Annotated in this window: 20 protein-coding genes; 9 read left to right on the top strand and 11 right to left on the bottom strand. The window is 72.0% G+C overall.

Annotated features, from left to right (window positions below):
• Positions 1 to 94: 94 nt before the first annotated feature.
• From ACT17Q_RS12705 to ACT17Q_RS12680, 6 genes are all read right to left on the bottom strand, one after another.
• Positions 95 to 1,552, bottom strand: coding sequence for a hypothetical protein (locus tag ACT17Q_RS12705; protein ID WP_444662815.1), 1,458 nt, complete (start codon positions 1,550 to 1,552; stop codon positions 95 to 97).
• Positions 1,549 to 1,773 carry a hypothetical protein gene (locus ACT17Q_RS12700; protein ID WP_444662813.1) on the bottom strand — a complete coding sequence of 75 codons (225 nt, stop codon included), beginning with the start codon at positions 1,771 to 1,773 and terminating at the stop codon, positions 1,549 to 1,551. Before ACT17Q_RS12700 ends, ACT17Q_RS12705 begins: the two co-directional genes overlap by 4 nt.
• Positions 1,770 to 1,943 (bottom strand): hypothetical protein, encoded by a 174-nt coding sequence (locus ACT17Q_RS12695; protein WP_444662811.1) that lies wholly within the window; start codon positions 1,941 to 1,943, stop codon positions 1,770 to 1,772. The genes ACT17Q_RS12700 and ACT17Q_RS12695 overlap by 4 nt, the downstream gene beginning before the upstream one ends.
• Entirely contained in the window at positions 1,940 to 2,206 is a 267-nt protein-coding gene (locus ACT17Q_RS12690) for a hypothetical protein (RefSeq protein WP_444662810.1), read from the bottom strand. Before ACT17Q_RS12690 ends, ACT17Q_RS12695 begins: the two co-directional genes overlap by 4 nt.
• 386 nt (positions 2,207 to 2,592) lie before the next feature.
• Positions 2,593 to 2,874, bottom strand: coding sequence for a hypothetical protein (locus ACT17Q_RS12685; RefSeq protein WP_444662808.1), 282 nt, complete (start codon positions 2,872 to 2,874; stop codon positions 2,593 to 2,595).
• A gap of 15 nt (positions 2,875 to 2,889) precedes the next feature.
• Positions 2,890 to 4,299: a recombinase family protein gene (locus ACT17Q_RS12680; protein WP_444662806.1), complete on the bottom strand. Its 1,410-nt coding sequence runs from the start codon at positions 4,297 to 4,299 to the stop codon at positions 2,890 to 2,892.
• Between the two features lie 417 nt (positions 4,300 to 4,716).
• Here ACT17Q_RS12680 and ACT17Q_RS12675 point away from each other — a divergent pair, with 417 nt between their 5' ends.
• Positions 4,717 to 5,079 carry a DUF2200 domain-containing protein gene (locus tag ACT17Q_RS12675; RefSeq protein WP_444662804.1) on the top strand — a complete coding sequence of 121 codons (363 nt, stop codon included), beginning with the start codon at positions 4,717 to 4,719 and terminating at the stop codon, positions 5,077 to 5,079.
• A gap of 46 nt (positions 5,080 to 5,125) precedes the next feature.
• Here ACT17Q_RS12675 and ACT17Q_RS12670 read toward each other — a convergent pair whose 3' ends face one another.
• Positions 5,126 to 5,467, bottom strand: a complete 342-nt coding sequence (locus ACT17Q_RS12670; protein WP_444662802.1) for an iron chaperone — start codon at positions 5,465 to 5,467, stop codon at positions 5,126 to 5,128.
• A 191-nt stretch (positions 5,468 to 5,658) separates the two neighbouring features.
• Here ACT17Q_RS12670 and ACT17Q_RS12665 point away from each other — a divergent pair, with 191 nt between their 5' ends.
• Positions 5,659 to 6,291, top strand: a complete 633-nt coding sequence (locus tag ACT17Q_RS12665; RefSeq protein ID WP_094179335.1) for a 4a-hydroxytetrahydrobiopterin dehydratase — start codon at positions 5,659 to 5,661, stop codon at positions 6,289 to 6,291.
• 36 nt (positions 6,292 to 6,327) lie between these two features.
• On the opposite strand, the gene ACT17Q_RS12660 is transcribed toward ACT17Q_RS12665, so the two are convergent.
• The 3 genes from ACT17Q_RS12660 to ACT17Q_RS12650 form a co-directional block, all read right to left on the bottom strand.
• A complete protein-coding gene (locus ACT17Q_RS12660) occupies positions 6,328 to 6,684 on the bottom strand; it encodes a DUF4180 domain-containing protein (protein ID WP_094182017.1) in 357 nt (118 codons plus the stop codon).
• Between the two features lie 117 nt (positions 6,685 to 6,801).
• On the bottom strand, positions 6,802 to 9,126 hold the full coding sequence (locus ACT17Q_RS12655; RefSeq protein ID WP_268532852.1) for an exo-beta-d-1,3/1,6-glucosidase: 2,325 nt from the start codon (positions 9,124 to 9,126) through the stop codon (positions 6,802 to 6,804).
• Between the two features lie 134 nt (positions 9,127 to 9,260).
• Positions 9,261 to 9,737: a nitroreductase/quinone reductase family protein gene (locus ACT17Q_RS12650; protein ID WP_444662799.1), complete on the bottom strand. Its 477-nt coding sequence runs from the start codon at positions 9,735 to 9,737 to the stop codon at positions 9,261 to 9,263.
• Between the two features lie 405 nt (positions 9,738 to 10,142).
• Here ACT17Q_RS12650 and ACT17Q_RS12645 point away from each other — a divergent pair, with 405 nt between their 5' ends.
• The 3 genes from ACT17Q_RS12645 to ACT17Q_RS12635 all read left to right on the top strand — a co-directional run bounded on the left by ACT17Q_RS12645 (position 10,143) and on the right by ACT17Q_RS12635 (position 14,909).
• Complete coding sequence (locus ACT17Q_RS12645) at positions 10,143 to 11,975, top strand: ABC transporter family substrate-binding protein (RefSeq protein WP_444662797.1); 1,833 nt, start codon at positions 10,143 to 10,145, stop codon at positions 11,973 to 11,975.
• Positions 11,976 to 12,264: 289 nt separating this feature from the next.
• Positions 12,265 to 13,794, top strand: a complete 1,530-nt coding sequence (locus ACT17Q_RS12640; protein WP_094179339.1) for an ABC transporter permease — start codon at positions 12,265 to 12,267, stop codon at positions 13,792 to 13,794.
• Positions 13,791 to 14,909: an ABC transporter permease gene (locus ACT17Q_RS12635; RefSeq protein WP_094179340.1), complete on the top strand. Its 1,119-nt coding sequence runs from the start codon at positions 13,791 to 13,793 to the stop codon at positions 14,907 to 14,909. Before ACT17Q_RS12640 ends, ACT17Q_RS12635 begins: the two co-directional genes overlap by 4 nt.
• A gap of 32 nt (positions 14,910 to 14,941) precedes the next feature.
• Here the strand turns inward: ACT17Q_RS12635 and ACT17Q_RS12630 are convergent, their stop codons facing one another.
• Positions 14,942 to 15,565, bottom strand: a complete 624-nt coding sequence (locus ACT17Q_RS12630) for a PH domain-containing protein (RefSeq protein ID WP_444662794.1) — start codon at positions 15,563 to 15,565, stop codon at positions 14,942 to 14,944.
• 26 nt (positions 15,566 to 15,591) lie between these two features.
• Between ACT17Q_RS12630 and ACT17Q_RS12625 the strand changes: the two genes are divergently transcribed.
• From ACT17Q_RS12625 to ACT17Q_RS12610, 4 genes are all read left to right on the top strand, one after another.
• On the top strand, positions 15,592 to 17,382 hold the full coding sequence (locus ACT17Q_RS12625) for an ABC transporter ATP-binding protein (protein WP_141318150.1): 1,791 nt from the start codon (positions 15,592 to 15,594) through the stop codon (positions 17,380 to 17,382).
• Positions 17,379 to 19,196 carry an ABC transporter substrate-binding protein gene (locus ACT17Q_RS12620; RefSeq protein WP_444662792.1) on the top strand — a complete coding sequence of 606 codons (1,818 nt, stop codon included), beginning with the start codon at positions 17,379 to 17,381 and terminating at the stop codon, positions 19,194 to 19,196. The genes ACT17Q_RS12625 and ACT17Q_RS12620 overlap by 4 nt, the downstream gene beginning before the upstream one ends.
• A 157-nt stretch (positions 19,197 to 19,353) precedes the next feature.
• Entirely contained in the window at positions 19,354 to 21,285 is a 1,932-nt protein-coding gene (gene typA, locus ACT17Q_RS12615; RefSeq protein ID WP_141318154.1) for a translational GTPase TypA, read from the top strand.
• A gap of 3 nt (positions 21,286 to 21,288) precedes the next feature.
• Entirely contained in the window at positions 21,289 to 22,227 is a 939-nt protein-coding gene (locus tag ACT17Q_RS12610; RefSeq protein WP_444662789.1) for a PIG-L family deacetylase, read from the top strand.
• Positions 22,228 to 22,229: the final 2 nt, after the last annotated feature.

The raw sequence follows: 22,229 nt of genomic DNA, 5'->3' as shown, positions 1-22,229 counted from the left end.
GTTCAGGGTTCAGGGTTCCTATAGAAGAGAGGGTTCACGGAACCCTCTCTCTAGAACTTCGAACCACTGAACCCTGAACCCTGAACCCTGACACTCAGGTCGTCGGAGCGAACTCCGACGCCCACCAGCGCTGCCCACGATTCGCGCGACCTGCGGGCAACCACGTCACCAACCCTCTCGACTGCAGCCGTTCGAGGGCCTTGCGGCGCGGCTTGTAGTCACCGCCCTCGCCGCACACCTCCTTCGTCATGAGACCGTCAGCACCGGCCGCACGGAGGCGGTCGAGGAGCGCCTGGTCGGCCTCGGTCAGAGCCCACGAGGGAGCGGCGTCGAGCGGCACCTCGACCTCGCCCTCGCCACCCTGCTCGGGCAGCATCCGGAGACGAAGGTGCCCGCCGACGACGACGATCTCCGCGATGTCCACGTCGAGCCGCATCTCCCCGGCGCGGTCCTTCACCACCTGGAGTGTCGAGCGGCCGACGCCGCCGTTCGCCCGGCTGAACTTCGTCCGCTGCTGACACCAGACGCGGAAGTCCGGTCCGGCGCCCTTCGCGTGCGACCCGATCGAGTTCGGCCCGTCCGTGCGCCCAGGGTGGTCGATGGTGAACGGCGTGTACTCCGGGAACTCGCGCAGGATGCGCCGGGGGAGACTGTCGTACCAGGCGTTGACGTTCATCTCGTCGTTGGACGACCAGCCGGGAACCTTCCCCATGCTGCGAGACACCGAGTCGAAGATGCCGAAGGTGAGCGGCCTCTTGGTGCGCTCCGACCTATCGAGAACCTGCTCCATGAGCCGCGCGAACCCCGCGTCGTCCACCAGCGGCGGGTCTTCGACGTAGACGATGCCGTCCTTGATCTGCGCATCCGACAGCCCGAGTTCGACCAGCGCCTTGCGGGCCTGCACCCTCCGCATCTCGTAGTCGATGATCACCACGAGGTTCTCAGCTTCGACCTCCTGCACCGCTCCGAGGTAGGCGAAGTGCGTCTTTGCCGAGCCCGACACCCCGTGCACCCCGCTGACCTGTCCGGGACGAAGGAGCGCAACGCGCTCCCCGCCGGGCTCGATGGGTTCCGCCCACAACAGCGACCGGGGCGGGTGCGCGGGAGCGTCCGAGAGGTCCACCGCGAGCCAGGCGTCCGGCGACGCCATCGCCTGCACCTCGCGTGCCACGGCCCTCGCCTTCGCGTAGCGGTCCACCTGAGCGCGAACGACCAGGCAGGTCGCGCAGGCGTGAGAGAGGTTGTGGCCGTGGATCGGACACCGCTCGATGTCCGTCGGGAGCGACGGCACGTCCGTCGAGCCCGACGGTGCGACGACTCCGGCCCGGAGCGCGTCCTCGATGGCTTCGAGGCTGCACCCCCGGCCGGACTGGCAGATGGCGGTGTCGGTGCCGAACCGGTGCAGCACCTCACCGACCCCGCAGACCGGGCACGGGAACTCCGCCCACCGCGTCGGGTCCGAGGAGTGCTTGGCTCCCGGCCATGCCCTCACGAGCGCGTCGAGGTCGGGCCGGTAGCCCGCGAGGTCGATCACCACGTCGTCCGCGCTCACCTCGGCTCTCCCTTCTCGAACAGCGCCGCCGCCACGTCGTCGGCGTCGCCGCGCACGATCACGGACGACCCGCCGCGCAGGTGGAGCCGGGCGAACGCCATGCCGATGCCGTCCTCGGTCCAGTCCGGCGTCACGGCGACGACCTCCGCGCGGCGCACGTACACGTCGCCGTTGGAGCCGTCCATCGGGTGCTGGAACCGGGCGACCTCACTCGCGTTCACGCGTGCCTCCGGGTCGGGACGGTGCGCGGGGTGCGGCGCACGGGCGGACGGGGCCGCGTGGTCGGCTGCGGCACCGTGGCGAGCCCGGTGAGCAGCCGCCGCTGCTCGTCGGACAGCGGCGGGGCCTCGGCGGCGACGCGCTTCGCGGCGGCGAGCACGTCGGGGGTCACTGGTCGTCCCCGCTGACGACGACGGGCTGCGAGATGACGACGATCCGCGCGTTCGGGCCGTACGCCTTCTTGCTGGCCCGAGCCCGAGAGCCGGGCATCTGGGCCATCACGCGGTCGGACTCGTCCAGGTCGATCAGGACGCCGCGCTTGCCCTGGACCCGGTAGCCGGTGACGTAGCCGCGACCGATGTAGTTGCGGATGGTGCGGTCGGACACCGCGTAGTGCCGCGCTGCGGCGGCGGTGGAAACGAGACGACGGGGCATCGTGCTTCTCCTGTGGAGATGCGACCCTGCTCGGCTCCGCCGTCGAGCCCTCGTGAAGCAGGTGTCTGTTCGATGCACCTCGCGCGCCCCGGCGTCGGGGCGGCTCTCACGTCGCCTTCTCACCTACGGCCGGGTGCTCCGGAACGGTGAGGTCCACGCTCCCGAGCGGTCAGGCGACTGACCCTCGGGGGAGGGAGGCCCTGCGCGGAGCGCCTGGCCTCGGTTCCGATTCTACCGTCTGGCCTGGTCCGTCACCATGCCCGCATCCGTCGCTGTGCGCCGTTCTGACGGCCTCGCACGGTGCCGATGCACGCTCACCCGATGCCGTACGGCGAGCCCGTCACAACGGCCCACACCGCCGGTTGCAGGCTTTCCAGCTCGACCGCTTAGTTGAACGCCGTGAGGCACGTCGCCAAGGCCGTGCAGACGAAGCCGACGAGTACGAGCACGAGGTCAGTCGCAGCGATCCGGAGGCGGTCGTTCGGCGCATAGAGGCCGTGCATCATCTTCGTGATGTCGCCAGCCACCACGCGCTCGTGGCTCCCGCGCTCTGCGACCACCCGCCTTCTCTCCGCCTCGTCAGCGCGTGCGCGGAGGTAGACCCGACCGACTCCAAGGCTGGGGAGCAGCGCTCCGAGCAGGCTCAACGCGATGATCCACCCAGTCATGACGTGACCGTAGCGTCAGCCGACCTTCCACGTGATCGAGACCGTGGACGGGTCGAACACCTTCGAGCCGCGCGGGGCGCGGTGCAGCGTGACGGTCACGAAGGCGTCCACGATCGCGCGGCGGCGGTCGAGCGGCATCGTCCGCCACTCGGTGCGCAGGCGGCGGCGGATCGCTCGCAGGTCGTGCAATACGGGGCTGGTCGTCCCGGCGGCGAGGAGCGCGCCGACCTCCTCCAGCCGCGTGCGCAGCGGCTCGGCGGCGGCCCGCACCGCGTCGGCGTCGAGGGTGCCGTCAGCCACGAGCGCAGCGAGGGAGTCCAGCCGTCCCTTGACGGCAACCTGCTCGGTCAGCAGTGCGGACACGTCCGGCGCGGCGGGGCGCATCGCGTCGAGGGCGTCGGGCCGCTTCAGCCGCTCGGACAGCACGGTCAGGACGTAGGCGTCCACGGACTCCCGGCGGCGAATCAGGCCGCAGGCGCGGCAGCGGTAGCGCTGGCCGTCGCCGCCGGAGACGACCGGGCGCGGGTCGCCGCACTCGCAGAGGTAGAGCCCGCTGCCGAGGTACTTGCGTGCGGTGCTCCCCGAGGTGTTCGTCAGGCGGCGCGGGTCGGTGAGGCGCACGTGCACGAGGTCGAACAGAGCCGGGTCGATGATCGCGGCGGGAAGGGTGCCGACCACCTCGCCCTTGTAGACACGCCTCCCGGCGTAGCGCGGGTTGAGCAGCCGGTCGCGGACGGACGACGGCGTGGAGTCGAAGCGACGCGCGAGGGTGCGCAGCGTGTCGCCTCGACCGAAGCCCTCGAACAGCGCACGGACGACCTCGGCCTCGTCCTCGCGGATCGTGCCGTCGGTCTCGAAGCCGAACAGCCGCGCACCCTTCGGAACGCCACCCCCGGCTGCACGCTGAGCGTTCGCGCGGGTCTGGCGCTCGCCCTTGCGACGCACCTCGAAACGGGCGATGGCGGCGAGCATCGAAGCGCGGAACTCCCCGTCGGCGGTCGTAAGGTCGATCTCGCCGTCGAGGGTGATCAGCGCGAGCCCGTGATCGATGAGCGTGTTCAGGTCGCGCGTGGAGCGCACCACGCGGTCGAGGTCCACGCTGACGGTCACGTCGATGTCGGCAGCGGCGGCGAGCATCCGGCCCCACGCCGTCTGTGCTCCGCGCGGCTTGCTGGCGGTCACGTCGTTGTCGATGTACGTCCCGACGTGCGTCCATCCCCGAGCGGCGATCAGCGCGATGCCGCGCTCGATCTGCCGCTCGACGCCCTGGTCGTCGGTCTTGGACTGGCGGGCGTAGATCGCGGCGCGCTTCGTCGGAATGCCCGGCGCGCTCGCGGGTCGGGAGCCCGTGCGTGACGCGGAGCGGATCAGCGCGTCAGCACGGGCGAGGGCATCGGTGGAGGTGGCCGGGGAGGCTGTGATCATGTTCAAATTCTACGGATTCCGGTGGAGTTCCGCTTCAACGTCTGAGCAAGGCCGCGAGAGCCGGTAGTAACCGATGTGTCGGAGGTACCGGGCGGCCTTGTCCTCGTCAGAGATCACGAGCCCGCGCCCCTCGAGCCGGCTCACGAGTTCTTCGACGGTCATCGCAGGCTTGGTGTACCGCAGCGAGCCTCGCGGACGCACAGCCCCGTGAGGCACACGGACCCCCTGGGAGACGGAGAAATCCCCCAAGTGCGCTTCTGCGAGAGGCGTGGGGGATCTGGTGCACCGAGGCTCACACGGTGAGGAGCCGCTGAGTCGTGAATCGGCACGCTCTTGTGATGCGCTGGTCGCCCCCCGCGCAGTATCAGGTGCGTCATGTGCGGCATAGGGTCGACAAGTGGCCGACGGAGGGACGAGATGAACGCGCAGCGCCTGTTCCGGATGACGTTCGCGTCGATCTACCCGCTCTACGTGACGAAGGTGGAACGCAAGGGCCGTACGGTCGACGAGCTGCACGAGGTGCTCACGTGGCTCACGGGCTACGACGAGGCGGGGCTGCGCGCCGCGGTCGACTCGCAGGTCGACCTCGAGACGTTCTTCGCCCAGGCGCCAGCGATGAACCCCGACGCGACGCTCATCACGGGGGTGATCTGCGGCTACCGCGTCGAGGAGATCGCCGATCCGCTGGCGCAGCGGATCCGGTGGATGGACAAGCTCGTCGACGAGCTCGCACGCGGCAAGAAGATGACCTCGATCCTGCGCACCCAGAAGGTGGGCTGACGGGCGCGACCGGGGCCCGGCAGCGCCCGCCGTGCCTCGGTGCGCGTCAGCTCGCGGCGCGCTTGAGCAGGTCGGCGATCTGCGCCTCGACCTGCGGCGTCAGCGCGGTGATCGCGAACGTCGTGGCCCACATCGGCCCGTCGTCGAGCTTCGCGGGGTCGTTGAACCCGAGCGTCCCGTAGCGCGCCTTGAACTTGGACGCGGGCTGGAAGAACGCCAGGACCTTGCCGTCCTTGGCGTAGGCCGGCATGCCGTACCAGGTACGGGCCGCCAGGTCCGGGGCGTTGTCCTGGACGAGCCGGTGGATCGCCTCGGCGATCACGCGGTCGTTCTCGGGGAGCTCGGCGATCTTCGCGACCACCTCGGCCGCAGCCTGCTCGGGTGTCATCTTCTTCGCCGCGCGCGTCTCCCCCGTGGTGCCATGACCAGGCTAGGGACGACGAGAGTGCGCGGGCTTCTCGAATCCTGACCGGTTCGCGGGCGTCTGCGGGGCAGCCGGGGAACGTCCGCACGGACCGCGGTCCTGCGCCTGGCGCACCTCACGCTGCGCGTGTGGGAGGTCGGCGTCAGCATGGAGAGATGGAGACGCTGACGGGACAGCAGATCGCCGACGCCGGCCTGACGGGCTGGGTGTACCTGCCCGGCGGGCTGCACACCCGGATCGCCACGGGAGGCTTCGCCGCGGGGCTCGCGCTCGTGGACCGGATCGGCGCGGCCGCGCAGGAGCAGGACCACCACCCGGACCTCGACCTGCGCTACGCGTTCGTCGACGTGCGACTCACGAGCCACGACGCGGGCGGCGTCACGGACGCGGACGTGCGGCTCGCGCGCGACATCAGCCGCTTCGCGGCGGACGCCGGCCACGAGCTGCGCGGCGCCGAGCGCAGCCTCGTCGAGCTGGCGCTCGACAGCCCCGACCACGCCGAGGTGCGCGGCTTCTACACCGCCGCGCTCGCGTACACGGGCGAGGACGACCTGAGCGACCCCGCGGGCGCGCTCCCCACGGTGTGGTTCCAGTGGTCGGGCACGCAGGAGCCGCGCCAGCGGTGGCACCTGGACGTGTGGGTGGACCCCGGCGAGGTGCAGCCACGCATCGACGCGGCGCTCGCGGCCGGCGGGCGGCTCGTCGACGACTCGCACGCGCCCAGCTTCTGGGTGCTCGCGGACGCGCAGGGCAACCGCCTGTGCCTGTGCACGTGGCAGGAGCGGTAGCTCACGCCCGGCGCCGGCCCGGCCGGCGCGCGCGGCTCAGCCGACGAGCCGCTGCTTGAGCTCGTCGTCGTCCGCGACGAACCACACGTGGCGGCCCCGGTTGGACTCGTGCACGTAGCCCGCGAGCGCCTCGCTCGACGCCACGTGCCCGCTGACGTCACCCACCACGACGAGGTGCAGGTGGTAGTTCACGAGCTTCTGCGCGATCTCGCCGGCGACTCGCGTGCTCAGCCGGAAGAAGTCGGGGTCGAGCCGCTGCGCGGGGACCGCCACGACCGATGCGTCGAACCCCCAGGCGTCGCCGACGAGATCCGTCGCCTGTGCCGCACCGATCGCGGGACCCTCCGCGGGCAGCATGAGCACCCGACGGTCGCCGATGACCCGAACCTGCATGGCGTCACCGTAGCCGGTGGAACCGGTTCCGGCGACGTCCGTCACCACCTCGTGACCCGCCCGTGACCCGCCTGACGTCCAGGCGGGTCACGAACGGGCCGTGAACCGGACATCGCGTCACGCGGTGATGGTGAACCCCGCGACGAGCTGCTGCTCGCGCACCGAGGACGGCCCGACGCGCAGCTCGAACGCACCCGGCTCGACGACGCGGCGCGCCTGGGCGTCGACGATCGAGCACGCGGACGCCGGCAGCGTGAGCTCGACGACGACGCTCTGGCCGGGCGCGACCTCCACCTGGCGGTACGCCTTGAGCTCGCTCTCGGCCCACATCGTCGTGGTGACGAGGTCGGACACGTAGACCTGGACGGTCTCGAGCGCGGGGCGCGTGCCGGTGTTGCGGAGGGTGACCCGCGCGCGCACCTCGTCGGCCGCCGTGACCGACGGCGTGAGCACCTCGAGGTCGGCGTACTCGAGCGTCGTGTAGCTCAGCCCGGCGCCGAACGCGAACGCCGGACGCTGCGTGAGGTCCGCGTACCGGGTGCCGTGCTGGCCGCGGAGCTGGTTGTAGAACGTCGGCTGCTGGCCGACGTGCCGCGCGAACGTGATGGGCAGCCGCCCCGACGGCTCGACCAGGCCGAGCAGGATCTCCGCGACCGCCTGCCCGCCGCGCATGCCGGGGTTCGCGGCCCACACGACGGCCGCGGCGTCGAGCGCCGAGTCCGGCAGCACGTGCGGCTTGGAGGCGACCACGACGACGACGAGCGGCGTGCCGGTCGCGGCGAGCGCGTCGAGTAGCGCGACCTGACCGCCGATGAGCTCGAGCGTCGCGGTCGAGCGTCCCTCGCCGACGAGCTCGATGCGGTCGCCCACCACGGCGACGACGTAGTCGGCGTCCCGCGCCGCGGCGACGGCCTCGGCGATGAGCTCCGGGTCGGGCTCGCACGGCGCCACGACCTGCGGGCGCGGCTGGCCGTCGGGGAAGTACTCGCCCTCGGGGTCCGGCGTCAGCGTGAGGATGTCGGCGCCGCGCGCGTACGTGACCTCCCAGCCCTCGGGCGAGCGGCGGCGCAGGCCGTCGAGCACGGTCTCGATCATGTGGCGCGGGTGGCCGTCGGGCAGCCAGTCCACCTGGCCCGAGCGGCCGGCCCAGTCGCCCAGCTGCGCGTCGGTGTCGTCGGCGTTCGGGCCGACGACGAGCACGCGCCGGCGCTCGGCGCCCGCGGGGGCGACGGCGCGCTCGTCGTCGCCCGCCGTGCAGCCGCCGGCCAGCGGCAGGACGCCCTCGTTGCGCAGCAGGACGATCGAGCGGCGCGTGAGCTCCAGGTTGAGCGCCTCGTGCTCGGGGGTGCCGAGCACCTGCGCGATGCGCGCGTCGTCGGGGCGGCGCGGGTCCTCGAACAGCCCGAGCTCGAACTTCAGGGTGAGGATGCGGGACACCGCGGCGTCGATCGCGGCCTCGTCGAGCATGCCGGCGGCGACGGCCTCCTGGGCGCCGTCGAAGAACTGCGGCGTCGTCATGATGACGTCGTTGCCCGCCTTCACGGCGGCTGCGGCGGCGTGCGCGTGGTCGGGCTGGATCTGCTGCTCCCAGACCATACGGCCGACGTTGTCCCAGTCCGTGACGAGCGTGCCGGTGTAGCCCCACTCGCCGCGCAGGACGTCGGTCAGCAGCCAGTCGTTCACGGTGATCGGCGTGCCGTCCATCGACTGGTAGCCGAGCATGAACGTCGCGCAGCCCTCGCGGGCGACGCGCTCGAACGGCGGCAGGAACCAGGCGGTGAGCTTGCGGCGCGAGATGTCCGCCTCGGTGGCGTCCCGCCCGCCCTGCGTCTCGGAGTAGCCGGCGAAGTGCTTGGCGGTCGCGAGGATCGCCGTCGGGTCGGTCAGACCGTCGCCCTGGTAGCCCTTGACCATCGCGGACGCGAGCTCGCCGATGAGGAACGGGTCCTCGCCGAACGTCTCGGAGACCCGGCCCCAGCGCAGGTCGCGTGCGATGCACAGCACGGGGGAGAAGGTCCAGTGGATGCCGGTCGCGGCGACCTCGACGGCCGTGACGCGCGCGGCGCGCTCGACCAGGCCGGGGTTCCACGAGGCGGCCATGCCGAGCTGCGTGGGGAAGATCGTCGCGCCCTCGAAGAACGAGTGGCCGTGGATGCAGTCCTCGGCGATGAGCAGCGGGATGCGCAGGCGCGTGCCGGCCGTGACCTCGTGCGCCTCGCGCACGAGCGCGGGGGACGTGTGCAGGATCGAGCCGACGTGCGTGTCCTCGATCAGGCCGCGCACGGACCCGCGCGAGTCGAGCTGCATCATCTGGCCGACCTTCTCGGCGAGCGTCATGCGGCCGACGAGGTCGGCCACGCGCTCCGCGACGGGGAGCGTCGCGTCGAGGTAGGGCGCCGTGCCCGTCTCGGTCGGGCCGGCGGTCTCGAGGGGTGCGGTCACGGGAGGTCCTTTACGACGGGGTTCACGACGGCGGCGGCGCGAGCCGGCGGGCCGCGCCGCACGACGAGCGTGCGGGAGCGATCCCACGCGGGGAGCGTAACCGAAACACTTACCGCATGGTAGGTGTCCGCGGGCTAGGCGGAGGGGTCGAGGACGAACAGGTGGAGGTCGCGGCCCGCACGCTGCTCGTACGCCTCGTAGCCCGGCCACGTGGCGCGCAGCCGGGGCAGCAGCACGCGCGACTCGTCGGGCGTCGCGAGGCGCGCGGTCACATCGTGCGTGCGCCCGTCGACCGTGACCCGCGCCCGCGGGTCGGCCAGGAGGTTGAGCGCCCAGGCCGGGTGGTGCGCCTGCCCCCAGTTGGAGGCGAGCACCACCCAGGAGCCCTCGTGGCGCACGTGCAGGAGCACCACCTCGCGCGGCTCACCCGAGCGCCGGCCGGTCGTCGTGAGCACCAGCTGCGGCAGGCGGGGTCGGCCCAGGACGGTCCAGCGACCGCCGGTCGCGCGCTGCAGCCGCCGGTCGAGCCGCGAGGTCGCGCGGCCCAGCCGGGCGAACCAGCGGGTGCGGCCCGCGCGGCGGGCGAGGTCGGTGAGGTCCACGTCCCGCATTGTGCGTCGCGGGGCCGCCCGGGCGCGGCAGAGGGGCGGGCGCGTCGCTCCGCGCGTGTTTCCGGCATGTGTCGGGCGTGCGAACGGCGCGTCACGTGGCTATAACACACCGGCCGCTCTCCCGCTCGCCGATTTGACGGGTCGTGGACAGTCTTCGTGCTGGAGAGAGGTGATTTTTCCGCACGAATCGCCGGTGCTGTCTCGAAAGTTGAGACGTACTGGTCAGTATCAATCGGGTAACGATCGGGAGTCGGCCGGGTCCGGGCCTGCTTTGTCCGAAAACGCTTGACTAACGTTGCGCCAAACACTGGCGGTCTGCCTCGCTGCCGTACCTCGTCCACGTACCTCGTACGCGGTACCCCCGTACGGCGGCCCGAGCCGGCCTCCACCTTCCCTGGAGGAACATTGAAGATCAGGCGATCCCTGGCCGGTGTCGCGGCTCTCGCGACCACCGCGCTCGTGCTCACCGCGTGCTCCAACGCGCCTGGCGACTCGGACGACGACGCCACCGGCGCTCCGTCGGCCTCCGAGGCGGCCACCACCGGCGGCACGCTCACCGTTGCCGAGACGAACCAGTTCTTCTCGTTCAACCCGAACACGAGCAACGGCAACACGGACATCAACGCGAAGGTCACGACCTACCCGACGCGCGCGTGGTTCAACTACGTCGACGGGTCGAGCTTCGCCGCGGGCAACCCCGGTGTCGCCAAGGACGAGTCGTTCGGTACGTACGAGGTCGTCTCCGAGGACCCGCTGACCGTCAAGTACACGATCAACGAGGGTGTCGTCTGGTCGGACGGCGAGCCCGTCGACGCGGACGACCTGCTCCTGTCGTGGGCGGTCGACTCGGGCCACTACAACTCGGCCGACGGCAAGGTCTCCTACTTCGACTACGCCGGTGACACGGGCACGCTCGCGCTGACCGACTTCCCGGAGCTGGGTGAGGACGGTCGCTCGATGACCCTCACCTTCTCCGAGCCGGCGGCCGACTGGGAGTACGCGCTCGCCGCCGAGGCGCCCGCGCACGTCGTCGCCAAGAAGGCCGGCCTCGCGGACGGTCAGGCGCTGATCGACCTGTTCACCAAGCTCGCGCCGACCGCCAAGGACGCGACGGCCGACGACCCGGAGCTGCGCAAGGTCGCGGACTTCTGGAACACCGGCTTCGACTCCACGGTCCTCCCGAGCGACCCGGAGCTGTACCTCTCGTCCGGCCCGTACATCGTCTCCGAGGTCGTCGAGAACCAGTCCGTCACGCTCGTCCCGAACGAGAAGTACTCGGGCGACCTGACGCCGAAGCTGGACTCGATCGTCATGCGCACCATCCCGGACGCCACGGCGGCCGTGCAGGCGCTCAAGAACGGCGAGGTGGACGTCATCTCCCCGCAGCCGTCCGCTGACACGCTCGCGGCGCTCGAGGGCATCGACGGCATCACGGTCCACGAGGGCGACCAGCTCGCGTACGACCACGTCGACCTGACCTTCAACAACGGTGGTCCGTTCGACCCCGCGACCTACGGTGGCGACGAGGCCAAGGCCCTCAAGGTCCGCCAGGCGTTCCTCAAGGTCATCCCGCGCCAGGCGATCCTCGAGGCGATCGTCACGCCGCTCAAGGCGGACGCGTCGATCCTCAACTCGCAGCTCTTCGTCCCGGCCCAGGCCTCGTACGAGGACTCGGTCGCGAACAACGGCTCGGCCGACTACCCGGGTGAGCCCGACGTCGCCGGCGCCAAGGCGCTGCTCGAGGAGGTCGGTGTCACGCCGACCGTGCGCATCCTCTACAACATCAACAACCCGAACCGCGTCAACGCCTACACGCTGATCGCGGCGCAGGCCACGGCCGCCGGCTTCAAGGTCGACGACCAGGGTGACGCCGAGTGGGGCTCGCGCCTCGCCGACGGCTCGTACGACGTCGCCATCTTCGGCTGGATCAACTCGGGTGTCGGCGTCTCCGGCGTCCCGCAGATCTTCTCCAGCACCGGTGGTGGCAACTACAACGGCTACAAGAACGCCGAGGTCGACCAGCTCGCCGCGACGCTCGTGAAGACGCTGGACCTCGACGAGCAGGCGAACATCCAGGAGCAGATCGACCCGCTCCTGTTCGCCGACGCGTACGGCCTGCCCCTGTTCCAGTCGGTCGGCATCGACGCGGTCGCCGACCGCGTGGGTGGCATCGAGGCCTACAACCCGAGCCAGTCGGGTGTCTGGTGGAACGTGTGGGACTGGACGGTCACCGACTGAGTCGGCTGACCTCCCCGGTATGACAGCCACCGGTGCCGGGACCCGGTCGTTCGGGTCCCGGCACCGGTGCGTCCCGGGGTCGTCGACGCACCGTCGACGACGGACCGGCGCGCGACGCGCGCTAGAGTCCCTCCTCAGAACGTCGTACTGACCAGTACGGCGGACCCGCCTTGAACGCGTCGCCCACGAGGCGCGGCGTTCCCGACCTTTGCGTCGCGACAGCGCGACGCCGACGCGGAGGCGTGCACCTCACCCGCGCACGCTCCCCACGCCCGAGAAGCGAGAATTGATGGCTTCCTACGTCTTGCGACGCCTCGGTGTGTCGCTGCTCATCCTGCTCGGGGCGTCGTTCCTCGTGTACCAGCTGGTCGCCGTGTCCGGTGACCCGCTGAGGGAGTACCGCGAGTCGAACCGCCCCAACAAAGAGGCCCTGATGCAGGCCCGCATCGACCTGCTCGACCTCGACACCCCCGCACCCCTGCGCTACTTCTCGTGGCTCAGCGGAGCCGTCAAGTGCGTGATCCCCGGTCAGTGCGACCTCGGCAAGACGCTCCAGGGCCAGGAGGTCACCGACGCGCTGAGCGCCGCGATCCCCTCGACGATCCAGCTGGTGCTCACCGCGACGATCCTCGCGGTCGTCATCGGCATCACGATCGGCATCGTCGTCGCGCTGCGCCAGTACTCGGTGCTCGACTACAGCGTCACGTTCATGACGTTCCTGTTCTTCTCGCTGCCGGTGTTCTGGGTCGCGGTGCTCCTCAAGGAGTTCGGCGCGATCGGCTTCAACGACTTCCTCCGGGACCCCTCGGTGAGCGTGACCGTCGCTCTCGCCGTCGGGCTGGTCGCCGGTGTCATCTGGACGGTCCTCATCGGCGGCTCGTGGAAGCGCCGCGGCATCGTGTTCGCGGGGTCCACGCTCCTCACCGCCGGCATCCTGTGGTACCTCGGCTGGTCGCAGTGGTTCAGCTACCCGGGTCTCGGGCCGGGCATCGTCGCCGGGCTCGGCGTCGGCATCGCGTTCGCGCTCACCGCGCTGCTCGCGGGCCTGCGCAACCGCAAGGCGCTGTACTCCGCGCTCATCATGGTCGGGCTCGCCGTCGTCGCGATGTTCGCGCTGCAGCCGCTGCTCGAGGACCCGTCGGTCTGGCTCGTCATCCTCCTCGGCATCGCCGCGGTCGGCGGCGGCCTGCTCGTCGGGCGCCTCATGGGCGGCTACGACCGCGGCCAGTCGATGAAGGTCGCGGCCCTCACCTCGTTCCTCGTCGCGGGCCTCGTGCTGCTCGACGGGTTCATGCAGGCGTGGCCCGAGTACTTCAAGCTCACGCGCGGCCGCCCGATCGCGACGATCGGCTCGGAGACGCCGAACCTCAACGGCGACTTCTGGATCACGGGCGTCGACAAGTACACGCACCTCGTCCTCCCGACGATCTCGCTCATCCTCATCTCGCTCGCCTCGTACACGCGCTACTCGCGTGCGTCGATGCTCGAGGTGATGGGTCAGGACTACGTCCGCACCGGCCGCGCCAAGGGCCTGCCGGAGCGCACGGTCGTCGTCCGGCACGCGTTCCGCAACGCGCTGATCCCGCTCGCGACGATCGTCGCGTTCGACATCGGCGGCCTGCTGGGTGGCGCCGTCATCACCGAGAACGTGTTCTCGTTCAAGGGCATGGGCCAGCTCTTCATCCAAGGCCTCGACCACCAGGACCCGAACCCCGTCATGGGCGTGTTCCTCGTCGTCGGCGTCACCGCGGTGACGTTCAACCTGGTCGCGGACCTCCTGTACTCCGCACTCGACCCGCGCGTGAGGGTGAAGGCATGACCGAGCAGACCACGGAGCGGATGACCGACTCCCTCGACTCCGGCGAGGTCGCGGCCGACCTCAAGGGCAAGAGCCAGGGCGCGCTGGTCCGCAAGCGCTTCTTCGGCCACACGGGCGCGATCGTCTCGCTCGTCGTCCTCGCGCTCGTCGTGATCCTCGCGCTCACCTCGGTGGGCATCGGCGGCTGGCACGGCTGGTGGAAGTTCCGCTGGACGGACACCCCGCCGCTGCAGAACGGCGGGCGACCCACGCTGAGCCTGTTCCCGTTCTCCCTGGGTGAGCACCCGTTCGGGCAGGACTCGGTCGGGCGCGACTACTTCGCGATGACGATGCGCGGCACCCAGATCTCGCTGCTCGTGACGTTCGTCGTCGGCGTCATCGCCGCGTTCGTCGGCGTCGTGTTCGGCGCGCTGTCGGGGTACTTCCGCGGCTGGGTCGAGGCGGTGCTCATGCGCCTGACCGACATGGTGATCATCATCCCGGTGCTGCTCATCGGCGCCGTGATCGGCTACAACACCAAGTCCGGTGTCGTCGTGCTCGGCCTGCTGCTCGGCCTGACGTACTGGACCGGCATGGCGCGGCTCGTCCGCGGTGACTTCCTGTCGCTGCGCGAGCGCGAGTTCGTCGACGCGGCCCGCCTCGCGGGCGCGTCCGACAAGCGGATCATCTTCAAGCACATCCTGCCGAACGCGGTCGGCGTCATCACGGTCAACACGACCCTGCTGATGTCCTCGGCGATCCTGCTGGAGACGTCGCTGTCCTACCTGAACATGGGCGTCAAGGCGCCGGACACGTCCCTGGGCCTGCTCATCAGCCAGAACCAGGCCGCGTTCGCCACGCGCCCCTGGCTGTTCTGGTGGCCCGGCCTGTTCATCGTCCTCATCTGCCTCTGCATCAACTTCATCGGCGACGGCCTGCGCGACGCGTTCGACCCGCGCCAGCGCAAGGTGTCGCTGCGCCGGATGCGTGAGACGCCGCGCGAGGAGCTCGACGCGCGTCTCGAGGGCAGCCTGCTCGCGGCGAACGTCGCGACGCTCGACGGCGCACGCAGCGGCTGGGAGGACGGCGCACCGGGCGTCGGGCACGACCCGGACCCCCGGGACGAGACCAAGTGACGCCCCGCACGCACGCGCGGTCGGCGCGGTGCTCAGCCGACGAGCTGCAGCACCGCGCCCAGCGCGACGAGCGCGCCCACCGCGGCCAGGGCGGCCGTGTGCACCTCGCGGCGCACCGGGACCTCGTCCGCGACACCGAGCTCGAGCGCACCGTCCTCGACGAGGCGCTCCCAGCGGCGGCGCGCCGCGGTCGCGACGACCGCGGACGGCGAGTGCCCGATCTCGCCGATGCTCACGGAGCGGGCGGGGTCGAAGGCCCCCGCCTGCACGTGGCGCAGGTCGACGGACACCGCACGCGTCGCGGCGTGCCGGCCCGGGCCCGGGGCGGCGAACGCCTCGACGCTGCGGCCGGGCGTCACGAACGTGCACGTGAAGCGCGTCCGGATCTCGATGAGCGCGGTCCACGGCACGTGGTGCGTCACGAAGGGGTTCACCACGTGGACGCCCTCGTCGTCGAGCCGCACGTGCGGCCGGTAGGCCACCAGCCAGGTGAGCAGCACGGCCGCCGCGGTGAACGGCACCGCGGTGAGCAGCGTCCGCGCACCCCCCTCGGCGACCGCGGCACCCGCGAAGCCCGCGACCACGAGCCACGTACCCCCCGTGATCCACGCCGCGCTGCGGGGCCGGAAGGTCCAGGTCTCGTCGTCGTCTCGCACGACCCCATGATCCCAGGAGCTCTGTCATGACCACGCCCACCACGACCCGCGAGCCCGTGCTGGAGGTGCGCGACCTGTCGGTCGACTTCGCGGTCGACCGCACGTGGGTGCCCGCGGCGATCAAGCTCAACTACTCCGTCGCCCCCGGCGAGGTCCTCGCGATCGTCGGCGAGTCCGGCTCGGGCAAGTCCGTGTCCTCGATGGCGATCCTCGACCTGCTGCCGCGCAACGCGCGCATCTCGGGCTCGATCAAGCTGCGTGGCACCGAGCTGCGCGGGCTGCCGAGCAAGCGCATGCGCGCGATCCGCGGCAACGACGTCGCGATGATCTTCCAGGAGCCGATGACCGCGCTGAACCCGGCGTACACGGTCGGCTCGCAGATCATCGAGACGCTGCGCCTGCACAGCGAGATGTCGCCCGCGCAGGCCCGCGAGCGCGCGCTCGAGCTGCTGTCGATGGTCGAGCTGCCGGACCCGGACAAGGCGTTCCGGTCGTACCCGCACCAGCTCTCGGGCGGCCAGCGCCAGCGCGCGATGATCGCGCAGTCGCTGTCCTGCGACCCGGCCCTGCTCATCGCCGACGAGCCGACGACCGCGCTCGACGTCACGGTGCAGGCCGAGATCCTCGACCTCATGCGCAACCTGCGCGACCGCCTCGACTCCGCGGTCATCCTCATCACGCACGACATGGGTGTGGTCGCGGACCTCGCGGACCGCATCGCCGTCATGCGGCGCGGCGTGATCGTCGAGATGGGCACGTCCGAGCAGATCTTCTCCGACCCGCAGCACCAGTACACGCAGGAGCTGCTCGCCGCGGTCCCGCACCTCGGCGGCCCGGAGATCGACCTGACGGCCGCGCTCGCGAGCGCGACCCACGCGGAGGACCTCGTCGTCGACGTGTCGCGCGAGGAGCTCGCGCGCCGCGAGGCCGAGAACGCGGCCAAGCTCGAGGCCGCGCGTCGCGAGGAGCGCGCCCGCGAGATGGCCGGCACCGAGCCGATCCTGCAGCTCAAGGACGTCGCGATCGAGTACCCCAAGCAGGGGCGCATGCCGGCGTTCCGCGCGGTCGAGGGCGCGAACCTCGTCGTGCGGCCCGGTGAGGTCGTGGGCCTCGTCGGCGAGTCCGGTTCCGGCAAGACGACGATCGGCCGCGCCGCGGTCGGCCTGCTGCCGGTGGCCGAGGGCACGCTCACGGTCGGCGACATCGACGTCTCGTCGAACGACCGCAAGACGATCGCGCGCCTGCGCCGCAAGGTCGGCATGGTGTTCCAGGACCCGTCGTCGAGCCTCAACCCGCGCCTGCCGATCGGTGAGTCGATCGGCGAGCCGCTGTACCTCGCGAAGATCGCCAAGGGTGGCGAGCTGCAGCGTCGCATCGAGGAGCTGCTCGACCAGGTCGAGCTGCCCCGCGCGTACCGCAACCGCTACCCGCACGAGCTGTCGGGCGGTCAGAAGCAGCGCGTCGGCATCGCGCGTGCGCTCGCGCTGTCGCCCGAGCTGCTCGTGGCCGACGAGCCGACGTCCGCGCTGGACGTGTCGGTCCAGGCCCACGTGCTCGAGCTGCTGCAGGAGCTGCAGGAGCGCCTGAAGTTCGCGTGCCTGTTCGTCACGCACGACCTCGCGGTCGTCGACCTGCTCGCGGACCGCATCGTCGTGATGCAGCGCGGACGGATCGTCGAGCAGGGCTCGCGCGACGCGATCCTGCGCAACCCGCAGGACCCGTACACGCAGCGCCTCATCGCGGCGGTGCCGCTGCCCAACCCGGAGAAGCAGCGCGAGCGTCGCGAGCTGCGGGCGCTGCTGATCGACCGCACGTGACCCACGCGGCGCAGGGGCGTGCGGCCGGTCGCCGTGGAGGCGGCCGCCGCACGCTCCTCGCTGCGCTCCTGGGTGGCACGGTCGCGCTCGTGCCGCTCGCGTGCTCGTCGTCGCCCGAGCCGGGCCCGGACCGGTCGCGGGACGTGGTGGTGAGCGTCGGGGCGCCGTTCGGCTCCCTGAACGCCGGGACGTCGCAGGGCCGGCTGCCCGGGTCGGTGCTCGTCCGCGGGCTCGTGCAGGACGGCTTCGTCTCGCTCGACGCCGCGGGCGCCGCGGTCCCGGACGCCGCGTTCGGCACGGTCGAGAAGACGGCCGACGACCCGCTGACGATCCGCTACACGATCGGCCCGGACGCCCGCTGGTCCGACGGGACGCCCGTGACGGCGGCCGACCTGCTGCTCGAGTGGGCCGCGCGTTCGGGTGCGCTCGACGAGGTCGCGCCCGAGCTGGGCGACGACGGCGAGATCGTCAACGGGGACGCGCTCGACGCGGGCGTGGCGTTCGCCGCGACCTCGCGGGCGCTCGTGCACGTGCAGGCCGCCCCGACCGTCGACGACGAGGGTCGCGTCACGCTCGTGTACGCGCAGCCGGTCGCGGACTGGCAGGTCGCGCTCGACGTCAACCTGCCCGCGCACGTGCTGGGCCGCACGGCGCTGGGTGTGGAGGACGCGCAGGAGGCGGCCGCGGCGGTCGTCGCGGCCGTGACCGCACCCGCCGGGCATCACGACGACCTGGTGGCGGTCTCCCGCGCGTGGCGTACCGGCTTCGACACGGACGCGCTGGCGGCGAGCACCGCCGACGCCGTCACGACCGGGCCGTACGCGCTCGCGTCGGTGACGGCCTCGGCCGTGGAGCTGGTGCGCAACGAGCGGTACGCGGGCTCGCGGCCCGCGCGCTTCGACTCGGTGCGCGTGCGCACCGACCAGCACCCGCTGGACCAGGTCTCCTCGCTCGAGGCCGGCGACGTCGACGTCGTCGCGCCCGTCGCGACGCCGGACGTGCGTGACGCGCTGGTCGAAGCCGGGGCGCGGGTGGTGACGGGCGGTGACGCCGCGTGGCAGCTCGTCGCGCGGGCGGGCGGCACGGGTCCGTTCGCGGGTGACGACGCGCCGACGGTGCGGGGCGCGCTGTGGTCGACGGTGCCGCGCGAGCAGGTGGTCGACGAGGTCGTCGCGCCGCTGTGGCCCGAGGCGGTCGTGGACACCGCGGTGCTCGCGACGGTCGGGGACGGTGCGGGCGGCCCGGTCGCGACCGCGCAGCCCGACGCGCCCGCCGCGGCCGCGCGGCTCGCCGACGCGGGGGTGCGCACACCGGTGGCCGTGCGTGTGCTCGTCTCCACCACCGACCCGCTGCGCGAGCAGACGCTCGCGCTGCTCACGGACTCCGCCCGCACGGCCGGCTTCGAGGTCACGGCCTCGACGGCCGACCCGGCGACCGCGCTGTGGGCCGAGCCCGACGCGTGGGACGTCGCGCTGGTCCCGACCGTCCAGGACGAGCTCCCCGTCGCGTCGCTCGTCGGCCGGTGGGGGACCGACGGGACCGCGAACGTGACCGCGTGGTCCGACGAGGCGACCGACGCGGCGCTCGCGGCGCTCGCCGCCCAGACCGACCCCGCGCGCCTCGCCGCGGGGCAGGCGACGCTCGCCGCGAGGCTCGTCGAGGCCGGGGCCGTGCTGCCGCTGGTGCACGCCCCCGCGCTCACGGCCACGCGCTCCGAGCCAGCCGCGCGCACGCCGCAGGTGGGCGAGGTCCCGCTGCTGCGGCTCTCGCGCGCCGACCTCACGGACTGGTGGTCCTGGGCCGCACAGGGCTGAGCCCCGGCGTGGGCCCGCGTCGTGCGGGCGGCTCGGCGCGGCGCAGGTCACGTGTGGCGAGGGCCACGCGGCCACCGGTGATTGGCCCGGACCGGGTAAGATCGACCGGCGCCGCCGTCGGCGTCACCCCCCTTTCCTCCACTCGAGAAGAGCTCGCATGCCCTCGTCCGTCACCGGAACTGCCGTTCGCGGCGACCTGCGCAACGTCGCGATCGTCGCGCACGTCGACCACGGCAAGACCACGCTGGTCGACGCCATGCTCTGGCAGTCGGGCGCGTTCGGCGCGCACGACCACGTCGACGAGCGCGCGATGGACTCGGGCGACCTCGAGCGCGAGAAGGGCATCACGATCCTCGCGAAGAACACCGCGGTCCGGTACCTGGGCCCCGCGGCGGCCGCGGCGGGTCAGCCCGAGGGCATCACGATCAACGTCATCGACACCCCCGGCCACGCGGACTTCGGCGGCGAGGTCGAGCGCGGCCTGTCGATGGTCGACGGCGTCGTGCTGCTCGTCGACGCGTCCGAGGGCCCGCTCCCGCAGACCCGCTTCGTGCTGCGCAAGGCGCTCGCCGCGAAGCTGCCCGTGATCCTCGTCGTGAACAAGGTCGACCGTCCCGACGCGCGCATCACCGAGGTCGTCCACGAGGCGACCGACCTGCTGCTCGGCCTCGCGTCCGACCTGCACGAGGACGTCCCGGACCTCGACCTCGACGCGATCCTCGACGTCCCCGTGGTGTACGCGTCCGCGAAGGCCGGCCGCGCGTCGCTCGAGCAGCCCGCCGACGGCGCGCTCCCGGACAGCGAGAACCTCGAGCCGCTGTTCGCGACCATCCTCGAGAAGATCCCCGCGCCGACGTACGACGAGTCCGCGCCGCTGCAGGCGCACGTCACCAACCTCGACGCGTCGCCGTTCCTCGGTCGGCTCGCGCTCCTGCGCGTCTTCAACGGCACGCTGCGCAAGGGCCAGACGGTCGCGTGGGTGCGCAACGACGGCTCGCAGCAGAGCGTGCGCATCACCGAGCTGCTGGAGACCAAGGCGCTCGAGCGCGTGCCCACCGACGCGGCGGGCCCCGGCGACATCGTCGCCGTCGCGGGCATCGAGAACATCACGATCGGCGAGACGCTCACCGACCCGGACGACCCGCGCCCGCTGCCGCCCATCACGGTCGACGACCCCGCGATCTCGATGACGATCGGCATCAACACCAGCCCGCTCGCGGGCAAGGGCGGCAAGGGCCACAAGGTCACCGCGCGCCAGGTCAAGGACCGCCTCGACAAGGAGCTCGTCGGCAACGTCTCGCTGCGCGTGGTCCCCACGGACCGTCCCGACGCGTGGGAGGTGCAGGGCCGCGGCGAGCTGGCCCTGGCGATCCTCGTCGAGCAGATGCGCCGCGAGGGCTTCGAGCTGACCGTCGGCAAGCCGCAGGTCGTCACCAGGACGATCGACGGCAAGGTCCACGAGCCGATGGAGCGCATGACGATCGACGTGCCCGAGGAGTACCTCGGCGCGGTCACGCAGCTCCTCGCGCAGCGCAAGGGCCGCATGGAGACCATGAGCAACCACGGCACCGGCTGGGTGCGCATGGAGTTCCTGGTGCCCGCGCGCGGCCTCATCGGCTTCCGCACGCGGTTCCTCACCGAGACGCGCGGCACGGGCATCGCGTCCTCGATCGCCGAGGGCTTCGAGCCGTGGGCGGGCGTCATCGAGACGCGCATGACAGGCTCTCTCGTCGCCGACCGCGCGGGTGTGGCCACGCCGTTCGCGATGCTCAACCTCCAGGACCGCGGCACGTTCTTCGTCGAGCCGACCGCCGAGGTGTACGAGGGCATGGTCGTCGGCGAGAACTCCCGCAACGAGGACATGGACGTCAACATCGCCAAGGAGAAGAAGCTCAACAACATCCGCTCCTCCACGGCCGAGTCGTTCGAGAACGTCGTCCCGCCGCGCAAGCTCACGCTCGAGGAGTCGCTCGAGTTCGCGCGCGAGGACGAGTGCGTCGAGGTGACGCCCGAGATCGTGCGCATCCGCAAGGTCGTGCTCGACCAGACCGAGCGCGCGCGCATCTGGTCCCGCACCAAGAAGGGCTGAGCCGTGCCGGGGCCGGGCCGGCCCGGCGGCCTGCTCGCGGTGCACGCGCACCCCGACGACGAGACGCTCGCGACGGGTGCGCTGCTCGCGACGTGGGCCGCCGCCGGGCTGCCCGTGACCCTGGTGACGTGCACGCGCGGTGAGCGCGGCGAGGTGATCGGGGACGCGCTCGCGCACCTCGAGGGCGACGGCCCGGCGCTCGCGGCGCACCGCGAGACCGAGCTCGCCGGCGCCCTCGCGGCGCTGGGCGTGGCCGACCACCTGTTCCTCGACGCCCTGACCGGGGCGCGGTACGAGGACTCGGGCATGGCCTGGGCGGACGAGGGTCGCCGCGCGGTCGCGGCTCCCGAGGCGGTCGCCGCGGGGACGGCGCTGGCCGCGCAGCCGCTCGACGACCTCGCCGCGCCGCTCGCCGCGCTCGTCGTCGATCGGACGCCGGCCGTCGTCGTCACGTACGAGCCGGGCGGGGGTTACGGCCACCCGGACCACGTGCGTGCGCACGACGTGACGTCCCGCGCGCTCGAGCTCGCGGCGCGGGCCGGGCACCGCGTGCCCGTGGTGCTGTGGGCCGCGCAGGGGCGCCGACGGGCGCGCGCCGCGCGTGCCGCGCTGCGCCGCCTCGTCGGACCGGGCGACGCGCTGACCCCGCCCGCGGACGACGACGTGTTCGCCTCGGTCGTCGTCGACGACGAGCGTGTGGCGGTCGAGGTCGACACGCGCCCGGTGCGCGACACCGTGCTCGACGCGTTGCGGGCCCACGCGACGCAGGTGCAGCACGTGGCCGCCGTCGACGACGAGCCCGCGCTCGTCGGCCGGTACGGTCTCAGCCTCGGCCTGGCCGAGCCGGTCCTGCCCGTCGAGCAGTACCGCCTCGCACCCGGCTCGAGCCCCGGCGGTCTCGCGGGCGTCGCGTGGCCCGCAGGGGTCCGGCCGGTAGCCTGACC

Source organism: Cellulomonas sp. CW35, from assembly GCF_052378485.1.
Taxonomy (GTDB): Bacteria; Actinomycetota; Actinomycetes; order Actinomycetales; family Cellulomonadaceae; genus Cellulomonas; species Cellulomonas uda.
The sequence above is the reverse complement of the archived record's forward strand: the minus strand, read 5'-3'. Positions and strand labels throughout refer to the sequence as shown.

What these genes read in the sequence shown, in the direction of transcription:
- ACT17Q_RS12685 (WP_444662808.1), bottom strand. Translation starts at nt 2,874, where the DNA reads ATGACTGGGTGGATCATCGCGTTGAGCCTGCTCGGAGCGCTGCTCCCC.
- ACT17Q_RS12675 (WP_444662804.1), top strand. Translation starts at nt 4,717, where the DNA reads ATGAACGCGCAGCGCCTGTTCCGGATGACGTTCGCGTCGATCTACCCG.
- ACT17Q_RS12660 (WP_094182017.1), bottom strand. Translation starts at nt 6,684, where the DNA reads ATGCAGGTTCGGGTCATCGGCGACCGTCGGGTGCTCATGCTGCCCGCG.
- ACT17Q_RS12640 (WP_094179339.1), top strand. Translation starts at nt 12,265, where the DNA reads ATGGCTTCCTACGTCTTGCGACGCCTCGGTGTGTCGCTGCTCATCCTG.
- ACT17Q_RS12670 (WP_444662802.1), bottom strand. Translation starts at nt 5,467, where the DNA reads ATGACACCCGAGCAGGCTGCGGCCGAGGTGGTCGCGAAGATCGCCGAG.
- typA (WP_141318154.1), top strand. Translation starts at nt 19,354, where the DNA reads ATGCCCTCGTCCGTCACCGGAACTGCCGTTCGCGGCGACCTGCGCAAC.
- ACT17Q_RS12690 (WP_444662810.1), bottom strand. Translation starts at nt 2,206, where the DNA reads ATGCCCCGTCGTCTCGTTTCCACCGCCGCCGCAGCGCGGCACTACGCG.
- ACT17Q_RS12665 (WP_094179335.1), top strand. Translation starts at nt 5,659, where the DNA reads ATGGAGACGCTGACGGGACAGCAGATCGCCGACGCCGGCCTGACGGGC.
- ACT17Q_RS12650 (WP_444662799.1), bottom strand. Translation starts at nt 9,737, where the DNA reads ATGCGGGACGTGGACCTCACCGACCTCGCCCGCCGCGCGGGCCGCACC.
- ACT17Q_RS12680 (WP_444662806.1), bottom strand. Translation starts at nt 4,299, where the DNA reads ATGATCACAGCCTCCCCGGCCACCTCCACCGATGCCCTCGCCCGTGCT.
- ACT17Q_RS12635 (WP_094179340.1), top strand. Translation starts at nt 13,791, where the DNA reads ATGACCGAGCAGACCACGGAGCGGATGACCGACTCCCTCGACTCCGGC.
- ACT17Q_RS12625 (WP_141318150.1), top strand. Translation starts at nt 15,592, where the DNA reads ATGACCACGCCCACCACGACCCGCGAGCCCGTGCTGGAGGTGCGCGAC.